The 20,772-nt window shown below is 72.9% G+C and carries 18 protein-coding genes; 8 read left to right on the forward strand and 10 right to left on the reverse strand.

Features of this window, described 5'->3' with window-relative positions:
• Positions 1-19: 19 nt before the first annotated feature.
• The 5 genes from JQX11_RS02840 to aceA all read right to left on the reverse strand — a co-directional run bounded on the left by JQX11_RS02840 (position 20) and on the right by aceA (position 7,303).
• Positions 20-574 carry a PIG-L family deacetylase gene (locus JQX11_RS02840; protein ID WP_204923366.1) on the reverse strand — a complete coding sequence of 185 codons (555 nt, stop codon included), beginning with the start codon at positions 572-574 and terminating at the stop codon, positions 20-22.
• 236 nt (positions 575-810) lie between these two features.
• Positions 811-2,442, reverse strand: a complete 1,632-nt coding sequence (locus JQX11_RS02845) for an ABC-F family ATP-binding cassette domain-containing protein (protein ID WP_204923367.1) — start codon at positions 2,440-2,442, stop codon at positions 811-813.
• A 285-nt stretch (positions 2,443-2,727) separates the two neighbouring features.
• Positions 2,728-4,269: a glycoside hydrolase family 43 protein gene (locus tag JQX11_RS02850; RefSeq protein ID WP_204923368.1), complete on the reverse strand. Its 1,542-nt coding sequence runs from the start codon at positions 4,267-4,269 to the stop codon at positions 2,728-2,730.
• A 158-nt stretch (positions 4,270-4,427) separates the two neighbouring features.
• On the reverse strand, positions 4,428-6,035 hold the full coding sequence (gene aceB / locus JQX11_RS02855) for a malate synthase A (RefSeq protein WP_204923369.1): 1,608 nt from the start codon (positions 6,033-6,035) through the stop codon (positions 4,428-4,430).
• Positions 6,032-7,303 (reverse strand): isocitrate lyase, encoded by a 1,272-nt coding sequence (gene aceA, locus JQX11_RS02860; RefSeq protein WP_204923370.1) that lies wholly within the window; start codon positions 7,301-7,303, stop codon positions 6,032-6,034. Before aceA ends, aceB begins: the two co-directional genes overlap by 4 nt.
• A 239-nt stretch (positions 7,304-7,542) precedes the next feature.
• On the opposite strand from aceA, the gene JQX11_RS02865 reads away from it, so the two are divergent.
• On the forward strand, positions 7,543-8,928 hold the full coding sequence (locus JQX11_RS02865; RefSeq protein WP_307826032.1) for a short-chain fatty acyl-CoA regulator family protein: 1,386 nt from the start codon (positions 7,543-7,545) through the stop codon (positions 8,926-8,928).
• Positions 8,929-8,995: 67 nt separating this feature from the next.
• Here JQX11_RS02865 and JQX11_RS02870 read toward each other — a convergent pair whose 3' ends face one another.
• Entirely contained in the window at positions 8,996-9,649 is a 654-nt protein-coding gene (locus tag JQX11_RS02870) for an NAD(P)-dependent oxidoreductase (RefSeq protein ID WP_204923372.1), read from the reverse strand.
• A 125-nt stretch (positions 9,650-9,774) separates the two neighbouring features.
• Here JQX11_RS02870 and JQX11_RS02875 point away from each other — a divergent pair, with 125 nt between their 5' ends.
• Positions 9,775-10,164, forward strand: a complete 390-nt coding sequence (locus tag JQX11_RS02875) for a winged helix-turn-helix transcriptional regulator (RefSeq protein ID WP_307826033.1) — start codon at positions 9,775-9,777, stop codon at positions 10,162-10,164.
• Between the two features lie 50 nt (positions 10,165-10,214).
• Here the strand turns inward: JQX11_RS02875 and JQX11_RS02880 are convergent, their stop codons facing one another.
• From JQX11_RS02880 to JQX11_RS02890, 3 genes are all read right to left on the reverse strand, one after another.
• Complete coding sequence (locus tag JQX11_RS02880; RefSeq protein WP_204923373.1) at positions 10,215-11,159, reverse strand: hypothetical protein; 945 nt, start codon at positions 11,157-11,159, stop codon at positions 10,215-10,217.
• Between the two features lie 83 nt (positions 11,160-11,242).
• Positions 11,243-12,616, reverse strand: coding sequence for a glycoside hydrolase family 43 protein (locus JQX11_RS02885; RefSeq protein WP_232377009.1), 1,374 nt, complete (start codon positions 12,614-12,616; stop codon positions 11,243-11,245).
• Positions 12,617-12,759: 143 nt separating this feature from the next.
• The gene (locus JQX11_RS02890; protein WP_204923375.1) at positions 12,760-13,584 is read right to left on the reverse strand and encodes an amidohydrolase family protein; all 825 of its coding nucleotides are present in this window, start codon (positions 13,582-13,584) and stop codon (positions 12,760-12,762) included.
• A gap of 111 nt (positions 13,585-13,695) precedes the next feature.
• On the opposite strand from JQX11_RS02890, the gene JQX11_RS02895 reads away from it, so the two are divergent.
• The 6 genes from JQX11_RS02895 (at position 13,696) to JQX11_RS02920 (ending at position 19,557) form a co-directional block, all read left to right on the forward strand.
• Positions 13,696-14,943, forward strand: coding sequence for a M20 metallopeptidase family protein (locus JQX11_RS02895; protein ID WP_204923376.1), 1,248 nt, complete (start codon positions 13,696-13,698; stop codon positions 14,941-14,943).
• Complete coding sequence (locus JQX11_RS02900; protein WP_204923377.1) at positions 14,940-15,926, forward strand: Gfo/Idh/MocA family protein; 987 nt, start codon at positions 14,940-14,942, stop codon at positions 15,924-15,926. Before JQX11_RS02895 ends, JQX11_RS02900 begins: the two co-directional genes overlap by 4 nt.
• 29 nt (positions 15,927-15,955) lie before the next feature.
• Positions 15,956-17,251, forward strand: coding sequence for an ABC transporter substrate-binding protein (locus JQX11_RS02905; protein WP_232377010.1), 1,296 nt, complete (start codon positions 15,956-15,958; stop codon positions 17,249-17,251).
• A gap of 62 nt (positions 17,252-17,313) precedes the next feature.
• Positions 17,314-18,273, forward strand: a complete 960-nt coding sequence (locus JQX11_RS02910; protein WP_204923378.1) for a carbohydrate ABC transporter permease — start codon at positions 17,314-17,316, stop codon at positions 18,271-18,273.
• Positions 18,270-19,103 carry a carbohydrate ABC transporter permease gene (locus JQX11_RS02915; RefSeq protein ID WP_088644292.1) on the forward strand — a complete coding sequence of 278 codons (834 nt, stop codon included), beginning with the start codon at positions 18,270-18,272 and terminating at the stop codon, positions 19,101-19,103. Before JQX11_RS02910 ends, JQX11_RS02915 begins: the two co-directional genes overlap by 4 nt.
• A gap of 103 nt (positions 19,104-19,206) precedes the next feature.
• Positions 19,207-19,557, forward strand: coding sequence for an L-rhamnose mutarotase (locus JQX11_RS02920; RefSeq protein WP_204923379.1), 351 nt, complete (start codon positions 19,207-19,209; stop codon positions 19,555-19,557).
• A 65-nt stretch (positions 19,558-19,622) separates the two neighbouring features.
• On the opposite strand, the gene JQX11_RS02925 is transcribed toward JQX11_RS02920, so the two are convergent.
• Positions 19,623-20,753: a mandelate racemase/muconate lactonizing enzyme family protein gene (locus tag JQX11_RS02925; RefSeq protein WP_204923380.1), complete on the reverse strand. Its 1,131-nt coding sequence runs from the start codon at positions 20,751-20,753 to the stop codon at positions 19,623-19,625.
• Positions 20,754-20,772: the final 19 nt, after the last annotated feature.

Raw genomic sequence — 20,772 nt, forward strand, 5'->3', positions numbered from 1 at the left:
TGGGCGAACCGACGTACGCCTACTCGGCGGCCTGGGCGAAGTAGGCCGCGCCGTGGTGGTCGCTGTGGTCACCGTCGCCGAACCCACCCGCGTGGTCCTGGGTGTTGACGGCGGTCGGCTGGTAGGCGGCCATCAGCCCGGCCAGGGTGGTGATCAGGCCGGCCCGGCTGTAGCTGGACGCGCCGGTGCCCAGCGACGTGATCGTGGAGATGCCGTTGAGCCAGAGCTTCTGCAGGCTCTGCGAGCCGGTGTTCGGGTGCCCCGTGCCGCCGGGATAGCCGTCCGGCAGCCGGAGGAAGACCAGCGACACGGTGGGCCGGGCGGTCAGCGTGAAGACCGGGATCGGATGCCCGCTGATCCCGGCGTCCGCCTGGGTCCAACTGTCGGCCACCCCGGCCATCTGGGCGTACGCCGCCCGCGCCCCGGTCTCCCGACCGGTCCAGTAGGTGCTGTCCCGGCCGGCGTCGCCCGCCGTGACGAAGACCGTGCGGACGCAGCGGTTGGCCTGCACGTCGTGCAGCAGGTCCGGACTGAGGAAGAGCAGGTCGTCGTCCTGGTGGGCGACCACGTTCATGATCGCTCCCGCCGGACAGCCCGGCCCGGCCTGGGCTGCCGGCGGGCCGGCCAGGGTCGCCGCCGCACAGGCGGCCACCACCGGAACGGCAAGCGACCACCGGGCCGGACGACGGCGAAATGTTCGCAGCATGAAGTGACGCACAGTTACCTCCCCGTAGCAGTAGCGTGCGTCCCCTTTCTACCATGCACGAGCGTCTATCTCTGCCCCGTCGGTGGGCATCACGGCGGGCCGGATCACTGCGGGGGTCCGGCCTCGGTGAGCCGCCCGTCGGCCAGCCGGAGCCACCGGTCCACGGCGATCCCGGCCAGGAACCGGTCGTCGTGACTGACCACCACGAATGCCCCCCGGTACGCCAGCAGCGCGCTCTCCAACTGGGCCACGCTGACCAGGTCAAGGTTGTTGGTGGGCTCGTCGAGCAGCAGCAGGTGCGGTGCCGGTTCGGCGAAGAGCAGGCAGGCCAGGGTGGCGCGCAGCAGCTCACCGCCGGAGAGCACCCCCGCCGGCAGGTGGACGCGGGCACCCCGGAACAGGAACCGGGCCAGCAGGTTCAGCCGCTCCGCCCCGGTCCGCGCCGGGGCGAACCCGGCGAGGTTCTCCGCGACCGTCCGGGTCGGATCGAGCAGGTCGAGGCGCTGCGACAGGTACGCCACCCGCCCCGACGCCCGCGCGACGGTGCCCGCCTCCGGCTCCTGCCGGCCGCCGACCAGCCGCAGCAGCGTCGACTTGCCCGCACCGTTGGGCCCCGTCAGGGCGATCCGTTCGGGACCCCGGATGGTCAGGTCGACCCCGTCACCGGCGAAGACCGGCCGGCCCGCGTAGCCGGCCCGCATCCCGTGGCCGGCGAAGACGGTGCGACCGGCGGGCACCGTGGTGTCGGGCAGGTCCAGGACGAGCTGGTCGTCGCGGCGGGCCGCCTCACCGGCCTGGTCCAGCCGGGCCTGGGCATCGGCGACCCGGGCGGTGTGCACGTCGTCGGCCCGGCCCGCCGACACCTGCGCGTCCCGCTTGAGGTTGCCGGCGACGATCCGGGGCAGCCCCGCGTCGGACAGGTTCCGGGCGGCGGTCGAGGCCCGGCGGGCCGCCCGCTCGCGGGCCTGCTGGAGTTCCCGCCTCTGCCGCTTCACGTCCTGCTCGGCCTGACGCACCTGCCGCTCGGCGACCTCCCGCTCGGCCCGTACCACCTGCTCGTAGTGGGTGAAGTTGCCGCCGTAGAAGCGGATCCCGCCGTGGTCGAGGGCGGCGATGCGGTCCATCTCGTCCAGCAGCACACGGTCGTGGCTGACCACGAGCAGCGTGCCCGGCCAGGACCGCAGCACGGCGAGCAGTCGTTCCCGCGCCGGCCGGTCGAGGTTGTTGGTGGGCTCGTCGAGCAGCAGCACGTCGGGCCGTTTGAGCAGTTCGGCGGCGAGGCCGAGGGAGACCACCTCGCCGCCGCTGAGGGTGCCGAGCCGGCGGTCCAGCGTCACCCCGGTCAGGCCGAGCCGGTCGAGGGTGACCCGGGTGCGGTCCTCGACGTCCCAGTCGTCGCCGACGGTGGCGAAGTGCTCCTCGGCGGCGTCACCGGCCTCGATGGCGTGCAGCGCGGCGACGACGCGGTCGACCCCGAGCACCTCGGCGACGGTCTGCCGCGTCGCGAACGGCAGGTGCTGCGGCAGGTAGCCCAGCACCCCCTCGACGGTGACGCTGCCCGCGGTGGGACGCAGCTCGCCGACGATGAGCCGCAGCAGGGTGGACTTGCCGGCGCCGTTCGCCGCGACCAGACCGGTGCGGCCGCCGGGAACGGAGAACGACAGGTCCTCGACGACCGGGGTGTCATCCGGCCAGGAGAAGGACAGGTGGGAGCAGACGACGTGACTGTCGGACATGGTGAACCTCGGAGACAGATGATCCGGGCGCGCGGGCGCTGCCCGGGGTGAACAGGGCAGGACGACAGGGGCGACGCGACGGGGCGGTCATCCGCCGTCGGTCACCGCAGCCGGGTGTTCACCCGGAGATGTCGTCGTCACCTGCCACGATCTGCTCCCTGCCCTGGTCGAACTGTTACCTGCCTGGTCGAACTGTTGGCTGCCCGGTCGAACCGTGTCCTGCCTGGTCGACCGGACCAGGATAACCCGGTCCGCCCGGCACCGGCGCACGCCCGGCGTGGGCGGCTAGCACGGCTCGTAGTCGAACCAGTCGAAGGCGACGTCGCCCCGGGCGGCGTACATGCCGATGACCCGGCCGGTGAAACCGCCGGCGACCTCGGTGGACAGGTACCTGCCGTCGAGTTCGGCCAGCACGTCGAAGGTCCCGTCCGGGTGCTCGACGCCGAGCCGGAGCAGGTCGGGTTCCTTGGCGGGGTGCCAGTCGCCGGGAGCCGGGGCGAGCACCTCGATCCGCAGGTGGACCGGGCCGGCCCCGACCGGCCGGGTGGCCGGCGTCGAGCGCACCGACCCGATCCGGGCGACGACCCGTACCTCGCCGCCGCCCACCTCGATGTCGTAGTGGTGGCGCTCGTCGAGGCGCACCACCAGACCACCGTGCCCGTCAGCCGGGTCGACCAGGGTCCGGACCCGGCACGACGGGTGCTGCTGGCGGCGGCCGACGAACGTGACGTCCGGCGCGTCCGGGGACGCGCCCCGGGCCCGCAACGTGAGCCAACCGGGCCGCACGGCGAGCGACCAGACCTCCGCCGGCCGGGACCGCACCGAGACCCAGCGCGGGTGCAGCCGGTCGGCGTCGAAGTCGTCGCGGACGGGCGGCGCCGGCACGGGGTGCGCGGCCCAGGGCGGGGCGGGCATCACCGGCGCGAGGTCCCCGACCACCGGCCAACCGTCGACCCAGGTCACCGGGGCCAGGAAGGTCTCCCGCCCGAGCACGTGCCAGCCGGGGGTGCCGCCGCCGGGGCGGACCCCGAGCAGCACCAGCCACCACGACCCGTCGGGCCCCTGCACCAGGTCGGCGTGGCCGGTGTTCTGGATCGGCCGGTGCGTGCCCCGGTGGGTGAGGATCGGGTTGGCCGGACCCGGCTCGTACGGGCCGTCGGGCCTCGTCGCGCGGGCGATCGAGACGGCGTGCCCGCGTTCGGTGCCGCCCTCGGCGATCAGCAGGTACCAGTGGTCGCCGATCCGGTACAGGTGTGGCGCCTCCGGGGCCTGCGCGCCCGGGGCCCCGGACCACAGCCGCCGGACCGGGCCGACGGTGCGTCCGGTCTCCGGGTCGAGGCGCACCTGCGCGATCCCCGCGTACGTGCACCAGCAGGTGCCGTCGGCGTCCCAGGCGAGGTCGGGGTCGATGCCGTCCACCCCGGGCACCCGGACCGGATCCGACCAGGGGCCGGCCGGGTCGGTGGCGGTGCAGATCAGGGTGCCGCCGCCGTCCGCGCAGTTGGTGACGATCAGCCAGAACCGGCCGTCGTGGTGGCGCAGCGTCGGCGCGTACACCCCGGCCGACGACGGCATGTCGACCGGCAGGGTGAGCTGACCGGGCCGGTCGAGCGCGTTGCCGATCTGCTCCCAGTGCACCAGGTCCCGGCTGTGGAACAGCGGCACCCCGGGGAAGTACTCGAAGCTGGAACAGGCCAGGTAGTAGTCGTCGCCGACCCGGCAGACGCTCGGGTCGGGATGGAAGCCGGCCAGCACCGGGTTGGCGAAGGTGCCGTCGGGCCAGCCGGCCGCACCCCCGGTCACCGCGTCGGCCCCGACCGGATTCATCCACCAACCCCCTGGGATCGTGACCGGGATGGATACCCGCCCACGATCCCACGGGGGCGGCACCGCCTGCTGCCCCACCGGCGCCCGGCCCGCCGCCGGGTGCCGGGTGCCGGGCCGGGAGGGGTCGTCGGGCCACCTCCCGGCCACGCGGTGCCGGGTCAGCCCACCGGCACGGGACGCCGGGCCGGGCCGAGGTGCCGGGCGTACGCGCCGGTGGTGAAGAACGCGGGCAGGTCCTCACCGAGGGCGGTCTCCTCGACGATCCGCGCCGCCCAGCCGGCCCGTTCCCGGTCGACGCCGTCGCGCCCGGCGACCAGGGCGGCCAGCTCCTCCGCGAGGATCGACCGGACCAGGTCCTCGGTCACGCAGCCGCCGTCGGCCAGCGGGGTGCCGTGGTGCAGCCACTGCCAGACCTGGCAGCGGGCGATCTCGGCGGTGGCCGCGTCCTCCATCAGGTTGCCCAGCGCCACCGCGCCGGTGCCGCCGAGCCACGCGTCGACGTAGCGCACCGCGACGGCGAGGTTGGCCCGCACCCCGGCGGCGGTGACCCGGCCGGGGGTCTTGTCGACGGCGAGCAGGTCGGCGGCGGTGACGGCGACGTCGTCGCGCAGCCGGTCGAGCTGGTGCGGGCGGTCGCCGAGCACCGCGTCGAACTCCCGGCGGCAGGTGTCGACCAGGCCCGGGTGGGCCACCCAGGAGCCGTCGAACCCGTCGCCGGCCTCACGCCGCTTGTCCGCCCGGACCCGGTCGAGGGCCACCTCGTTGACCTGCGGGTCCCGGCTCGGGATGAACGCGGCCATCCCGCCGATCGCGTGCGCCCCACGCCGGTGGCAGGTCGCCACCAGCAGCTCGGTGTACGCCCGCATGAACGGCACCGTCATGGTGACCTCGGACCGGTCGGGCAGGACGAAGTCGTTCCACTGCCCGAAGTTCTTGATCACGCTGAAGATGTAGTCCCACCGGCCGGCGTTCAGTCCCGCCGAGTGTTCCCGCAGCTCGTAGAGGATCTCCTCCATCTCGAAGGCGGCGGTGATCGTCTCGATCAGCGTGGTCGCCCGGATGGTGCCCCGGGGCAGGCCCAGGCGCTGCTGGGCGAAGAGGAAGATGTCGTTCCACAGCCGCGCCTCCCGGTGGCCCTCCAGCTTCGGCAGGTAGAAGTACGGCCCGGCGCCCGCGTCGAGCTGCCGCTGGGCGCAGTGGAACAGGTAGAGCCCGAAGTCGACCAGGCTGGCCGAGATGGGCCGGCCGTCCACCACGATCCCCTTCTCCACCAGGTGCCAGCCGCGCGGCCGGACGACGATCGTGGCGAGCTGCGCGCCGAGGGCGTACCGCTTGCCGCGCGGGTCGGTGAAGTCGATGCGCCGGTCCAGGGCGTCGATCAGGTTGAGCTGACCGGAGATCACGTTGTGCCAGGTCGGCGCGGTGGCGTCCTCGAAGTCGGCGAGCCACACCCGGGCCCCGGAGTTGAGCGCGTTGACGGTCATCTTCCGGTCGGTCGGACCGGTGATCTCGACCCGCCGGTCGGTGAGGCCCGGTGCGGGCGGGGCCACCCGCCAGTCGGGGTCGGCCCGGATCGCGGCGGTCTCCGGCAGGAAGTCGGGGAACTGGCCGGTGGCGTAGCGGTCCCGGCGGGCCCGGCGGGTGTCCAGCAGGGCCACCCGGCGGGCGGCGAACTCGCTGTCCAGCGCCACCAGGAACTCCAGCGCCCCGGGGGTGAGGACCTCGTCGAACCGGTCGGCCAGCGCTCCGATGATCTCGTACCTCATGCGAACTGCTCCTCTTCGGTGGAGCCGCGCAGGGCGGTGGTCTCGGCGGCCGGGTTGAGCACGGTGCTGATCAGGTCGAAGTAGCCGGTGCCGACCTCGCGCTGGTGCTTGACGGCGGTGTAGCCGGCCGGCTCGGCGGCGAACTCCCGCTCCTGCAACGCCACGTAGGCGGACATGCCGTCGGCGGCGTAACCCCGGGCCAGGTCGAACATCGAGTAGTTGAGGGCGTGGAAGCCGGCCAGGGTGATGAACTGGAACCGGTAGCCGAGGTGGCCGAGTTCGCGCTGGAACTTCGCGATGGTCGAGTCGTCGAGGTGCTTGCGCCAGTTGAACGACGGCGAGCAGTTGTAGGCGAGGAGCTGGTCCGGGTACTCGGCCTTGATCGCCTCGGCAAAGCGGCGGGCGACGTCCAGGTCGGGGGTGGAGGTCTCCATCCACAGCAGGTCGGCGTGCGGGGCGTAGGCCAGGCCCCGGGCGATGCACGGCTCGATGCCGTTGCGCACCCGGTAGAACCCCTCGGCGGTGCGCTCGCCGGTGACGAACGGCCGGTCCCGCTCGTCGACGTCGGTGGTGAGCAGCGTGGCGGCCTGCGCGTCGGTGCGGGCGATCACCACCGACGGCACCCCGGCCACGTCGGCGGCGAGCCGCGCCGCCTCCAGGGTGCGGACGTGCTGGCCGGTCGGGACGAGCACCTTTCCGCCCAGGTGGCCGCACTTCTTCTCGGCGGCGAGCTGGTCCTCCCAGTGCACCCCGGCGGCACCGGCCCCGATCATGGCGGTCATCAGCTCGTAGGCGTTGAGCGGGCCACCGAAGCCGGCCTCGGCGTCGGCGACGATCGGCGCGAGCCAGTCGACGCCGCCGTCGTCGCCCTCTGCGGTGGTGATCTGGCCGGCGCGCAGCAGCGCGTTGTTGATCCGGCGCACCACGGCGGGCACCGAGTTGGCGGGGTAGAGGCTCTGGTCGGGGTAGGTGTGCCCGGCGAGGTTGGCGTCGGCGGCCACCTGCCAGCCGGAGAGGTAGATGGCCTTGAGTCCGGCCCGGACCATCTGCACGGCCTGGTTGCCGGTGAGCGCGCCCAGGGCGTGGATGTAGTCCTCGGTGTGCAGCAGCTCCCACAGCCGCTCCGCCCCACGGCGGGCCAGGGTGTGCTCCTCCTGCACGGTCCCCCGCAGGCGGACCACGTCCTCGGCGCGGTAGCTGCGGCGCACCCCCTGCCAGCGGGGGTCGGTCTCCCACTCGGTACGCAACCGCTCCACGTCGTTCTGCATGATCTCGTCTCCTCGGATGTCGTGACGCCGGCACCGGCCGTCGTGCCGTCCGGCGGTGCGAACGCGTCGCCCGGCCGGCGTGTCACCCACGGTCACACGGTGTCCGGGGCGTGGTCGAGGGACGGAAGAAGCCAAGTTCTGAGAAGTTCACACCCGGTTCTGCGAAGTTGCGAACAGGTATATTCGCACTCTGCCAAGGGGTGCTGGGCTGCTGAAAGAGCAGCGGGGAGGTGATCGTGGTGAGCAAGACCTTCGCGGGTGCCCGGCTGCGCCGGATGCGCGAGGACCGCGCGTTGAGCCAGTCCCGGCTGGCCCGGCTGCTCAACATCTCGCCCAGCTACCTCAACCAGATCGAGCACGACACCCGGCCGCTGACCGTGCCGGTGCTGATGCGCATCACCGAGGTGTTCGGCGTCGACCCGACGGTCTTCGCCCCCCGGGACACCCCCCGGCTGGTCGCCGGGTTGCGCGAGGCGCTGCCCGGCCGGCCCGGCGTCGCCGACCTCACCGAACTCGCCACCCGGCTGCCCGAGGTCGCCGAGGCCGTCCTCGACCTGCACCGCCGCTACCGGCAGGCCGACGAGCAGCTCGCCGAGCTGCTGGGCGACCGGGAGACGGTCGGGCGCAGCCCGCACGACCGGGTGACCGAGTTCTTCTACCGGCGGCAGAACTACGTGCCGGATCTGGACGAGGCGGCCGAGCGGCTCGCCGCGACGATCGGGATGCGTCGCGGCGAGGTCCGGTCCACCCTCCAGGACCGGCTCGCCCAGCGGCACGGCGTGCAGGTACGCCGCGACGACGCCACCCTGCTCGGCGACGAGCTGCACCGCTACCGGCCGCAGACCCGCACCCTGCACCTGTCGACGTCGCTGCGCGCCGGGCAGGAGGCGATGCGGATGGCCGCGCAGATCGCCCTGCTGGAGTACGCCGACGTGATCGACGAGATCGTGGAGGAGGAACGGTTCGACGACCCGCAGACCCAGATCCTCACCCGCGTCGGCCTGGCCAACTACTTCGCCGCCGCGCTGATCCTGCCGTACGGGCCGTTCCTCGCGGCGGCCGAACAGCACCGGTACGACATCGACCTGCTCACCCAGCACTTCACGATGGGCTGGGAGACCGTCTGCCACCGGCTCAGCACCCTGCAACGGCCCCGGGCGCGCGGGGTGCCGTTCTCGTTCGTCCGGGTCGACCGGGCCGGCAACCTGTCCAAACGCCAGTCCGCCACCGGGTTCCCGTTCTCGCTCACCGGCGGCACCTGTCCGCTGTGGAACGTCTACGAGGCGTTCGGCGCGCCCGGCCGGGTGGTGGTGCAGGTGGCCGCGATGCCCGACGGGCAGCGCTACCTGTGGATCGCCCGCACCATCACCCGGCACCATGGCGGCTACAACCAGCCCGGCAAGGTCTACGCGATCGGGCTCGGCTGCGAGATCCGGCACGCCGACCGGCTGGTCTACTCCCGGGGCATCGACCTGTTCGACGCCGACGCCGTCACCTCGATCGGCCCGGGGTGCAAGACCTGCGAACGGATGACCTGCCCGCAGCGGGCCGCCGCGCCGATCAGCGGCCGGCTCGACCTCGACGAGAACCGCAGCACCTTCATCCCGTACCCGTTGAAGGGCTGAGACCGGCGGCGTCACCCTGGCGCGGCGACCGGTCGCGGCCGCATCGCCCGTGCGACACCGCCGACGGTCAGTAGGCGACGGCGAAGTGCGTGCGCGGGTGTGCGCCCTGCTCGGCCTCGTCCAGCACGGCGATGGCGAAGTCGCGGTAGGAGATGCGGCTGACGCCGTCGGCGTCGGTCAGCAGGCCGGTGTCGCCCGCGCGGTATGTCCCGGTCCGCTCGCCCTGCGGGTCGAACTCCATCGCCGGCACCACCACCGACCACTCGACCGTCGCGGGTGCCTGCCACAGAACGTCCAACGCCGCCGCGTGAGCCCTCGCGAAGTCCTGGAACTGCGCCGGGAAGCCGGGGGTGTCCAGGACCCGGACGCCGGGCGCGGCGTCGAGACAGGCCGACAGGCCGATAGCGACGAGGCGGCCCCCGCCGGCCCCGGCGATGGCGTCGACGAGCGCGTTCGCGGCGGCGGTGAAGAACGTCCCCGGGGCGTCCCCGGGGCCGGGGGCGACCGCGTTCACCACCGCGCCCGCGCCCTTGACCAGGGCGGCGACCTGCGACCGGTCGGTGACGTCGCCCGCGACCACCGCGACGCCGGAACCGGCGAGGTCGGCGTACCGGGCGGTGTCCCGGACGACCGCGACGACCTCGTGCCCACGGCCGGCGGCCTCGGCCACGACCGCCCGGCCCGCCTTTCCGCCCGCGCCGAACACCACGATCCTGACCACTGGTTGTCCCCTTCCCACGATGCCGATGTGCCGGTGCCGCCCGTGCGTACGGCGGCGAACAGCGCCGGTGCGCCACCGTAACGGGCACCGGGGTTTCCTCCGGGAAACCTCGTTAGGCTGTGCCGGTGACGGACCCCGCCGCGCGCTTCGATCCGGTCTGCCCGTCCGGCATCGCGCCGATCCGCATCGGCGACAAGTGGACGGCGATGGTGATCTCCCTGCTGGCGCAGGAGCCGATGCGGTACTCCACCATCCGGGCGCAGATCGGTCCGGTCACGGCGAAGGTGCTGACGGCGGCGCTACGTGACCTTCAGCGGGACGGGTTCGTCGACCGCACGGAGCAGCCCGGCCCACCCCGCAGCGTCCACTATGGGCTGACCGGGCTGGGCCGGACCCTGCTGCCCGCCATCGCGCTGGCCGTCGAGTGGGCGCACGACCATCTCGGCGCGATGCTCGACGCACAGGAGGCGTACGACCGCAAACACGCCCGCCAGGGCCCGACGGGCCTGCGCTGACCGGGCACTGCGTGCCGGTTCTCCGGGCACCGGCCGCGCCGGTCGGCGGATCAGGCCAGGTCGATCACCGGTCGGGTCAGGGTCTCGTCGGCGTACCCGTCGTCGGAGGCGAGCCACCGGCCGAAGTCCCCGTCGCGGTAGGCGGTCGCGAGGGTGAGCCAGCCGAGGAAGAATCCGCTGCCGCCGCAGGTGACGACGCCGCCGTCACCGCCGCACACCACCGTCGGCTCGGTCGTCACCTCGTACCGGTAGGAGTCCTGACCGATCGCCAGCCCCCAGAGGTTCGGCGTCCGGTGCGCCCCGGTCGGATGCTCCACCGGGTAGCCGTCGTCGGGGCTGTCGTCGCCCCAGCGGAACAGGGTGGTCGCGCCCGCGCCGCAGGCCCACTCCCACTCGTCCGGGCTGGTGGTCCGCAGGCCCAGGTCGGCCAGGGCGGCCGTCGCCTCGTCGTGGTCGAACTCCTCGACCAGCACGGCCCGGGTCACCCGGCCGGCCGCGTCCAGCTCGACGGTCAGCCCGTCGGCGGAGCTCACGGTGCTCACCCCGTCGCCCCGGTGGTCGAGGGACGCGACGAGTTCACCGACCCGTGGATCGTCAGGCGGCACCGGCATCTCGCCGGGTTCGAACGCCTCCACCGCGACCAGCATCGCCGGCAGGTCGACGTCGCGTAGGGGCGAGGTCATCGCGTCGACGTACTCGGTCAGCGGCGGCAGGCCGTACTCCTGCGCGCTGTCGGCATAGCTCGCTGCCTGGGCGGCGCCGGGGCGGAACCGCGTCCCGTCGTAGCCGAGCGTCGGCCGGCCGCCGGGCACCAGCGCGAACCGCAGCCCACCCCGGTCGAACAGCGCGGTGCGGTGCCGGCGTCCCGCGTAGCCGGTGTCCCGCAGGCCCACCACGGTCAGGTCGTGCCGCGCCGCGATCTCCCGGGCGATTCGGCCGGCGGCCTCCTCAGACCGGTCGTTCCACGCATCGACACGGAGTTCGGCGTACGGCATCGCGTCAGGATAGGACCGGCCGCACCGGCACCGGCGGGCGGGTTTGGCGTCCGCCGGTGTGCCGGGGCGCTGCTCCGGACGGGTCAGTAGCCGATCCGGAAGGTGGCGTCCTGCCGGTCGGTGGCCGGTGAGCTGCCGCTGAGCGGGTCGATGCGCAGCAGGTAGTCGTAGTGGCGCAGGTAGCGGTCGGGGAAGTTGTACGAGCGGAACGACGTCCACGAGGAGTCCGCGAGGCCGGCCGTGCGGTAGAACGTGGCGTCGCCCCGGAACGCGCTGGTGCCGTCGTTGGCGGCCAGCCGGATCGTGTAGTCGTAGTGGCGCAGGTACCGGTCGGGGTAGTTCACCGAGCGCAACGACACCCCGGCCGGGTCGGCCAGGCCGGGCACCAGGGTCCACAGTTGGTCCTGGTACGGCTCGAACGGGTACGTGTCGATGCGTCCGACGTTGTTGCCGTGCCGCACGTAGCGGTCGGGGAAGTTGTACGACTTGATCCGGTTCCAGGTGGGCAGCCCCCAGGCGGCGGTGAGCGCGGTGAGTTCGGCCGCGGTGACCGGGGCGATCCCGGGGTGCTTGGAGTTCAACGGCTGCGTGTACGCCCGGTCGTTGAGCAGGCTCCACGCGCCGCCTGCCACGTTGCTGGTCTGCCAGCAGAAGAACCGTCCGTTGGGGCTCCACGTGTCGCCCCACAGGTACCAGGTGTTCGCGGTGTGTGACTTGACGATCTGCGGGGCCTCGACTCCCCGGCCGGGGCCGATGGCGGCGGTGTGGACGCTGAAGCTGCCCGGGTCGAGGGTGGTGGAGCGGGTGCCGAGCAGGGTGCTGTTGGTGTTGTTCTTGAAGTACATGTAGTTGACCCCGTTGACGCTGACGAAGCTGCCGTCGATGGCGTCGTAGCCGGGGTCGAAGAACGTCTGTGGGGCGGACGCGGTCACGAAGTCGCCGGTGTAGTTGACCATCAGCACGTTGCGACCGCCGGTGACGGCGGAGTAGACGACCGCGTACTGCCCGCGTCCGGGGTCCCAGTACGCCTCGGGCGCCCAGGCGTGGGTGGCCAGGGAGTGCACCTTGAGCAGCCGGTAGCCGGTGAAGGTGCGCAGGTCTGCCGAGTCCCAGACGTGCAGGTACTGGCTCTGGTAGTTCCAGTCGGTGCCGTTGAGGTCGGTGGCGAGCACCACGAATCCGCCGTTCTGCTTACGCAGGACGAACGGGTCGCGCAGGCCCCGGCTGCCCAGCGTCGGGGTGGCGACGGGGCGGTTCTGGTTGAGCGGGGTCCAGTTCAGGCCGTCGGTGCTGACGGCGAGGTGCAGTCCGTAGTTGGCGGCGGTCATGCTCGGCGACTCGGTGAAGTAGGCCATGACGTAGCCGTCGCCGGGCGCGGCGGAGGCGGTGGCGGGGCGCAGCAGGGTCGCGCCGGCGAGGGCGGCGCCGGTGGCGGACAGCAGGGTACGACGCTTCAACGGGCACCTCGGGGTGGTGGAGGCGGGGTGGCGGTGGTCCCCGTACGTTATCGCTAACATTGATGACGTCAAGTGTCTCGACGGGCCCGCTCCCCCTGCCCCGCAGGTCGGAAGCATCGCGCCCCGGGCCGGTCGACTCCTGCTCAGCCATCCAGGGCGCGCAGCAGGTTGCCGCCGTACACGTCGGCCGCCTCGGCGGCGGAGAGTCCGTCGAGGCCGACCGGGTGCAGGGTCTGGGCGAACGACACGTGGTCGAGGCTGGGGGCGAAGTCGGAACCCCAGTAGAGCCGGCGCGCGCCGAAGTGGTGCAGCAGCGTCTCGACGAAGGGTCGGGCGGCGGTGTGCGGGTAGCCCTCGGCGGGGTCACTGACGGCGTACAGGCCGGAGACCTTGACCCCGACGTGGGACAGCCGGGCCAGGTCGGTCAGCGGGGCGAGCCGGTCGGCGGCGGCCTGCGGAGCGGGGACGGTCGACTGCCGGCCGGGCAGGCCGAGGTGGCTGAACAGCACGGGGCACCCGTCGAGGGCGGCCAGCGCCCGGCCGAGGCGTCCGGCGACCTCGGGTGGGGCGTTGAGGCTGAGCAGCGTCGCGGTGTCGGCGAGCGGCGCGGCGGTCCCGGTCAGCCACTCGGCGAAGGTGTCGGCGGCGGCCGGGTCCGGCAGGTACGCGGCGAGACCGACGAATCCCGCCGACCGGATGCGGTCCAGCCCGGCGGGGTCGACGCCGGTGACCGGAACGTACGCCAGGGGGGCGATCCAGTCGTGTGCCGCGGCGAGCCGGGCGAGGTGCCGGTTGTTGCCGGTGAACTCCGGGCCGCCCTCGTAGCCGACCACGAGGGCCCGCGCGATGCCGTGTTCGTGGCGCAACGTCCGGTAGACGGCGAGTTCGTCACCCCCGGCCGGTGACCTTCCGTACCGGCCGGGATAACCGTCGGCGAACAGGTGCAGGTGGGCGTCGGCGCGTTCCATGGGGCGGACCCTAACCGATTCTGAGCTGCCCATTGACGCGGGAGGACCCCTCACTTAGGTTCTTGTCTCAATTAGGTCCGGATTATCGGACGTAGGCGAGGAGTGAACCGCGTGGTGCAGGCGCACGAGGACGTTGACGATCTGGTACGGCTGCGTCGGCAGCTCCACCAGCACCCCGAGCTGCGGTTCACTGAACAGCAGACCGCCGCCGTACTCGCCGGGCGGCTCGCGCCGATCGCCCGGGTCCACACCGGCCTCGCCGGCACCGGCCTGCTCGCGGAGATCGAAGGACGCAGCGAGGGACCCTCGGTGTTGCTTCGGGCCGATATGGACGCCTATCCGGTTCAGGACGCCAAGCAGGTGCCCTGGGCGTCGACCAACCCGGGGGTCTGTCACGCCTGCGGGCACGACGTGCACATGACCGTGATGGCCGGCGTCGCCGCCCGGCTCGCCGCCGACCCGCCCGCCCGGGGCTCGGTGACCGTGCTGTTCCAGCCGGCCGAGGAGATCCCGTTCGGCGCGACCTCCGGCGCCGCCGCGGTGCTCGCCGACGAAGCCCTGCGCGACAGGCGCTTCGACGCCGTCCTCGGCCTGCACTGCTGGCCGGACCTGCCGGTGGGGACGATCGGGGTGGACCGGGTGACCGCGATGGCGGCCAAGGACGCCTTCCGCTTCGAGGTGACCGGTCGGGCCGCGCACGCCGCCACCCCGGCCCTGGGCCGCGACGCGATCCTCGGCCTCGCCGGCATCGTCAACCTGCTGCACGCCGGGGTGGCCCGCTCCCGCAACCCGCACGAGCTGGTGGCCTTCAACATCGGCACGATCGCCGGTGGGGCCAGCCAGAGCCAGGTCGCCGAGCGGGCCGAGGGCACCGGCACGCTGCGCACCCACGACGAGGCCACCCGCGCCCGGCTCAAGGAGGTCATCGAGCGGATCGCCCGGCAGCAGGCCGCCGCGCTCGACCTCGGGCTGCGGTTCACCTGGGCCAACGAGATGCCCCCGGTCCGCAACGCGGCGGCCCTGGTGGCGCTCGCCCGCGCCGAGTTGCCCGGGGTGGTCGAGGTCGCCGACCTGACCGAGCCCCCACTGACCACCGACGACTTCGCGCTGCTCGCCGCGCTCGGCCCCAGCCTGTACGTCAAGCTCGGCGTCACCGGCGAGCAGGGCGGCGCACCGCTGCACTCCGGCGCCTTCGACGTCGACGAACGCTGCCTCGGCGTCGGGGTGGCCGCCCTGGAACGGCTCACCCGGGCGGTGCTCGACGGCCGGCTGGCCGCTCCCGACGGTCACGGGGACGCCGGGCCCGGTCGGCCCGGCCCGGGTGACCGGACCGACGCCGTCGAGGCGGTCGGGGCATGAGCCGCCCGTCGGTGGCCGTGATCGGGGCCGGGGCGTTCGGGGTCCGGCACCTGGCCGCGTACCGGTCGCTCGGCGTGCCGGTGGCGGCCCTGGTCGAGCCGGACGCCGCGACCCGCACCCGGGTGGCCGCGCAGTACCAGGTGCCGCAGGCGTACGCCGACGTCGCAAGCCTGCTCGCCGACACGACACCGGACGCCGCCTCGGTCTGCGTGCCCGGCCCGGCACACCGGGCGGTGGCCGTGGCGCTGCTCGACGCCGGGGTGCCGGTGCTGGTGGAGAAGCCGCTGGCCACCACCGTCGCCGCCGCCGCCGCCATCGTCGACACCGCCGACCGCACCGGGGTGCTCTGCCAGCCGGGGCACATTCTGCGGCACAGCCCGCCGCACCGGGCCCTGCACGACGCGATCCGCGCCGGCCGGCTCGGCGACGTGCTCGCCGTGTCGTCCCGCCGTGACCGGCCCCGCACCCTGAGCCGGCTCTTCCCGCGCGAACACCCCGCGCTGCTCACCGCCGTCCACGACATCGACCTGGCCCTCTGGTACGCCGGAGCGCCGGTGGTCGAGGTCCGCGCGGCGGCCCGGACCCGACCCGGATCGGCGACCCCGGTCCTGGTGTGGGCGGAGCTGCGACACGCCAACGACGTCGTGTCGTCGATCCGCAACAGTTACCTGCTTCCCGAGAGCACTCCCCACCACACCTCGGACCTGGTCGAGGTGTACGGCACCGACGGGGTCGCCCACGTCGACCTCGGCCACCCCACGCTGCTCGTCCAGGGCGAGCCGACCGAGGCGCCGGACTGGCTGTTGTCCCCGGTCGACGGCGGCGGCGCGCTCGCCGCCGAGCTACGGCACTTCCTGAGCCGGATCGACGGCACCGCACCGACGGCGGTCGTCCCACTCGCCGACGGACTGCACGTGGTGCAGGTCGCCGAGGCCGTGGCCGGCAGCGCCGACAGCGGCGGCGCGGTCCGCCGACTCCCCTGAGCCCCCCCACCTGTGACAGGAGCTAACCGATGTTTCGACGGAGATTGGCCGGTGCCCTCGCCGCCGGCATGGCCGCCGCCGCCCTGCTGACCGGATGCGGTGGCGACGACGCCGCCGACGGCCCGGTCACCCTCAAGGTGCTGACCTGGGAGCCGGGTGGGGCCGAGTACTGGAAGCAGGTCAAGACCAGCTTCGAGGGCAGCCACCCGGACATCAAGCTGGAGATGCAGTCCGTCCCGTTCGACAAGTACCCCGAGGTGCAGGGCCCGTACATCACCTCGCAGTCCGGTCCGGACGTGATGGCCAACAACGCCGGGCTGGAGCTGTTCGACAGGCGCGGCGCGTACGTGCCGTTGGGTGACAAGGCCGCCGAGATCACCAAGGACCTGGTCACCTACAGCGGGGCCTGCGAGGGCTTCGACACCAGCAAGACCTGCTACGGGGTGCCGTTCTCCTACCAGGGCAACGTCCTGTACTACAACAAGGCCGTCCTGACCGCCGCCGGGTTGAACCCGGAGCAGCCCCCGGCCACCTGGGACGAGTTCGGGGCCGCCTGCGAGGCGGTGAAGAAGGCCGGCAAGACCTGCCTGGCGCTGGGCCTGTCCGGCACCTTCCCCGCGTACTGGGACTTCCCGGAGATCGCCCGCAACTACCTCACCGAGGACGACATCCGGGCGCTGCTCGCCGGCAAACTGTCCTGGAAGGACCCGAAGCTGGTGTCGGTGCTCGGCAAGCTGGCCGAGATCACCACCAAGGGCTGGGCCAACAAGAACGCCCCGTCGATCACGATGCTGCCCGACGGCGCGGACATCTTCCAGCGCGGCGACGCCGCGTTCGCCGGCACCATCATCTCCGACGCGGTGAACTGGGAGGCGTTCGGCAAGGCCCTGGGCGACGACAAGCTCGGCGTCACCCGGTGGCCGGCGATCGACCCGGCCGCGCCGCTGGCCGGCAAGTTCTCCGGCATCGAGGGCGCGGTCTACGGGGTCACCCAGTGGAGCGAGAAGAAGCAGGCCGGGCTGGAGTTCATCAGCTGGCTCGCCGGCAAGGAGAACGGCGAGCTCTGGGTGAAGTACGGCAAGGGCCAGCCCCTGAACAGGACCGTCGACAAGGCGCTGCTGCCGTCGTCGCCGGCCTTCCTCAAGATCCAGGAACTGGTCGCCCAGCCGACCCTGCACGCCGGCGTGATGCTCTCCGGCCCGGAGGCCGACGCCCTGGCCCGGGGCTGGCAGCAGGTCACCCTCGGTCAGCTCACCGTGGACAAGTGGGCCGACCAGATGCAGCAGGCGCTGGAGCGCAGCCCCACCAAGAAGCAGGGCAAGTAACCACCGGCGGGCGGGGCGGCACCGTGTCGCCCCGCCCGCCCGACCCGGGGAGAGGAACCCTGATGACGATCTCCACCGCGCCGGTGTCGGACCCGGTGGGCGCCGACGCCCCGCCCGCGCCGACCCGCCGGCCGCCCCGCCCCGGGCGGGCCCGGGAGTGGTGGCTCGGTGCCGCGCTGGTGCTCCCCGCCCTCGTTCTGGCCGTGCTGTTCAAGCTGGTGCCGCTGGTCCGCGGGGTGGTCACCAGCTTCGAGTCGTCGAGCGGCTTCGGTGGCAGCGAGTTCGCCGGGGCGGACAACTACACCCGGATGTTCGACGACCCGATGGTGCTCACCAGCTTCCGCAACGCGCTGCTGGTGGTGGCCACCCTGCCGGTGTGGATCGTGCTCCCGCTGATCCTGGCGCTGCTGATCCACCAGCGCTCGCCCGGGTGGAAGTTCTTCCGGGCGGTGTACTTCGTGCCGTACACCATCGCGCCGATCGTGGTCGGCATCATGTTCCGGCAGATCCTCGCCCCCGACGGGCCGCTGAACGCCCTGCTGCGCTTCGTCGGGCTGGAACCGTTGGCGATCGAATGGCTCAACGGCCGCTACAGCGCACTGTTCTCGCTGGTGGCGGTCGCCCTGTGGAGCTTCTTCGGGCTCGGGGTGATGACCTACCTCGCCGGCCTGGCGACCATCCCGGAGGAGACCCTGGAGGCGGCCTACCTGGACGGGGCGGGGTTCTTCCGGCGGTTGTGGTCGGTGGTCGTGCCGATGCTGCGCCCGACCGTGGCGTACTGGAGCGTGCTGTGCGCCTCCGGCGTGCTGATCTGGCTGTTCCCGCTGATCTACGCGCTGACCCAGGGCGGCCCGGGGGACGCCACCATGCTCCCCGAGTACCTGGTCTTCCTCACCACCTTCCAGTTCCTGGACCGTGGCTACGGCTCGGCCATCGGCATCGCCCTGTTCGTCTTCGTCGCCGTGCTGTCCATCTTCAGCGTCCGGCACATGTTCACCGAGGGGACCCGGAAGCCGCGATGAACCCGCGCCACTTCGCCCGGATCGGGCGCTACCTGTTGACGTTCGCACTGGTCGTCGTCGCCGTCGCGGCGATCTACCCGCTGCTGTTCACCGTGGTCAGCTCGGTGAAGACCCAGTCCGGTTTCGCCGACGACCCGCTGGGCCTGCCGGCCGGGATCACCTTCGAGAACTACCTGGAGGCGTTCCGCCGGATGGACATGCCCCGGCTGCTGCTCAACTCGCTGGTCACCACGCTCGGCGGTTTGGTGCTGTCGGTGCTCGCCGCCCTGCTGGTCGCGTACGCGGTGACCAAGCTGCGGTTCCGGGGCGGGAAGGTGGTCTTCCTGCTGATCATCGTGACGCTGACCATCCCCAGCCAGGCGATCATCTACCCGCTGTACCAGACGGTGCTGGACCTGGGCATGTCCGGCCAGTACCAGGGCCTGATCCTGGCGTACGCGGCGTTCGGGCTGCCGCTGGGCACCTACCAGCTCGCCGGCTACTTCCAGCAGGTGCCCGACGAGCTGATCGAGGCGGCCCGGGTCGACGGCGCGGGACACCTGACCATCCTGTTCCGGTTGCTCGCCCCGATCGCCACCCCGGCCATCGCGGCGCTGGCCATCTTCAACTTCGTCTGGATGTGGAACGACCTGCTGCTGCCGCTGGTCATCATGGGCGGCTCGGACAGCAAGACGCTGATGGTCGGCGTCTCCCTGCTCAGCGGCCAGTACGACGTGTCGGTGCCGCTGGTCAGCGCCGGGCTGATCGTGGCGCTGCTGCCGGTGCTGATCGTCTACCTGGTCTTCCAGCGGCAGCTCGTCTCCGGCGCGCTCGCCGGCTCCGGCAAGTGACGCCGGCTGACCGGAGCCGGGTGACGCCGGTCGGCCGCTGCCGGCGGACGTCGACCGGCCGCAGCCGGGTGACGCCGGCCGGTCCGCTGCGGCGGGGGCGTCGGTGAGCGGGGCGGCCGGGCCGGGTGAGCAGGTGTGCCACCTCTACCGGCTGCGCCCCGGCGCGCAGGCCGAGTACGAGCGGCGGCACGCCCGGGTGTGGCCGGAGCTGTCCGCGCTGCTCGACGAGGCAGGCGTCTACGACTACCACATCTACCGGCACGACCTGCTGCTGATCTGCGTGCTGCGTACCCGTCGGGGGTTCGCCGAGGCCCGCGCGGTCACCGCCGCCTCGCCGGTGCAGGCCCGCTGGACGGCGTCGCTGTCGGAGCTGTTCGCCGAGATCGCCGACGCCGACGGCGAGCCGCTGTGGGCGTACCCGGTGTTCCACCATCCGGGGCAGCCGCCGCCGTGAGCGGCGCGACCGTGCCGCGACGGCCCGGTGGGGAGGTCCCCGCCGGTCCGTCGCGGTGCCCGCCGTCAGACCGCGTACGCCACCGAACCGTCGGCGCGCAACGGGATGCGGGTCAGCGGCCGGCCGGTCAGGTCCAGCGGCCGGGTGTCGGTCAGGTCGAGGGTCACGCCCAGGCCGGGTTCCTGCGGCACCGGCAGGAACCCGCCCTCGCGGCGGACGCAGGCCCGCGCCGGACCGTCGGCGAGCTGGTCGTCCAACGGCGAGTACTCCTGAGTGACGAAGTTCGGGATGACCGTGTCGAGCTGCACCGAGGCCATGGTGAGCAGCGGGCCCAGGCAGTTGTGGGTGACCACGGCCGCGTGGTGCGCCTCGGCCAGCGCGGCGATCTTACGGGCGTGGCTGAGCCCACCGGCCAGCCCGACGTCGGGCCGGACGTACTGCGCGCCGGCCTGGGCCAGCAGCTCCTTGAACTCCCAGATGGTGTGCAGCCGCTCCCCGTTGGCCATCGGCACCTGCGGCGCCCGCCGGCCCACCTCGGCCTGGCTGCTCACGCTGTCGATCTGGATCGGGTCCTCGACCAGCAGCGGCAGGTGCCGGGCCAGCGCCGGCACCACCGCCTGCGCCTGCAACGGGGTGAGCTTGCGGTGCAGCTCGATGAGCAGGTCGACGTCCGGGCCGACGGTGTCGCGGACGGCGGCGGTGGTGGCCTCGGTCTCGGCCACCAGCCGGGCCTGGGACAGGTCGCCGTAGGCGGCCGGCAGCGGGTCGAACTTCACGGCGGTGAAGCCGTCGGCGACCGCGGCGGCGGCCTGTTCGGCGAGCGCCTGCGCGCCGGTGCCGGGCAGCAGCAGGTGCAGCCGGATGCGGTCGCGCACCCGGCCGCCGAGCAGCTGCCACACCGGCACCCCGAGCCGCTTGCCCAGCAGGTCCCACAGCGCCAGGTCGACGGCGGAGACGGCGGCGGTGAGCACCGAGCCCCGGAACGGGCCCATCCGGTAGAGGTGGTGCCAGTGGTGCTCGATGCGGTCCGGGTCGGCCCCGAGCAGGTACGGCCGGAACGTCTGCACCACGGCGTGCACCGCGTCGGGGTATCCCCAGCACGCGGACTGGCCCACCCCGGTCCGCCCGTCGGACGTGCGCACCTGGACGAAGTGCGCGTCCCCGCGTACCGCCGACTCCACCTCGACGATCTCCATGCCGACTCCCCCCAATTAG

It is taken from the genome of Micromonospora humida, from assembly GCF_016901255.1.
Classification (GTDB): Bacteria; Actinomycetota; Actinomycetes; order Mycobacteriales; family Micromonosporaceae; genus Micromonospora; species Micromonospora wenchangensis.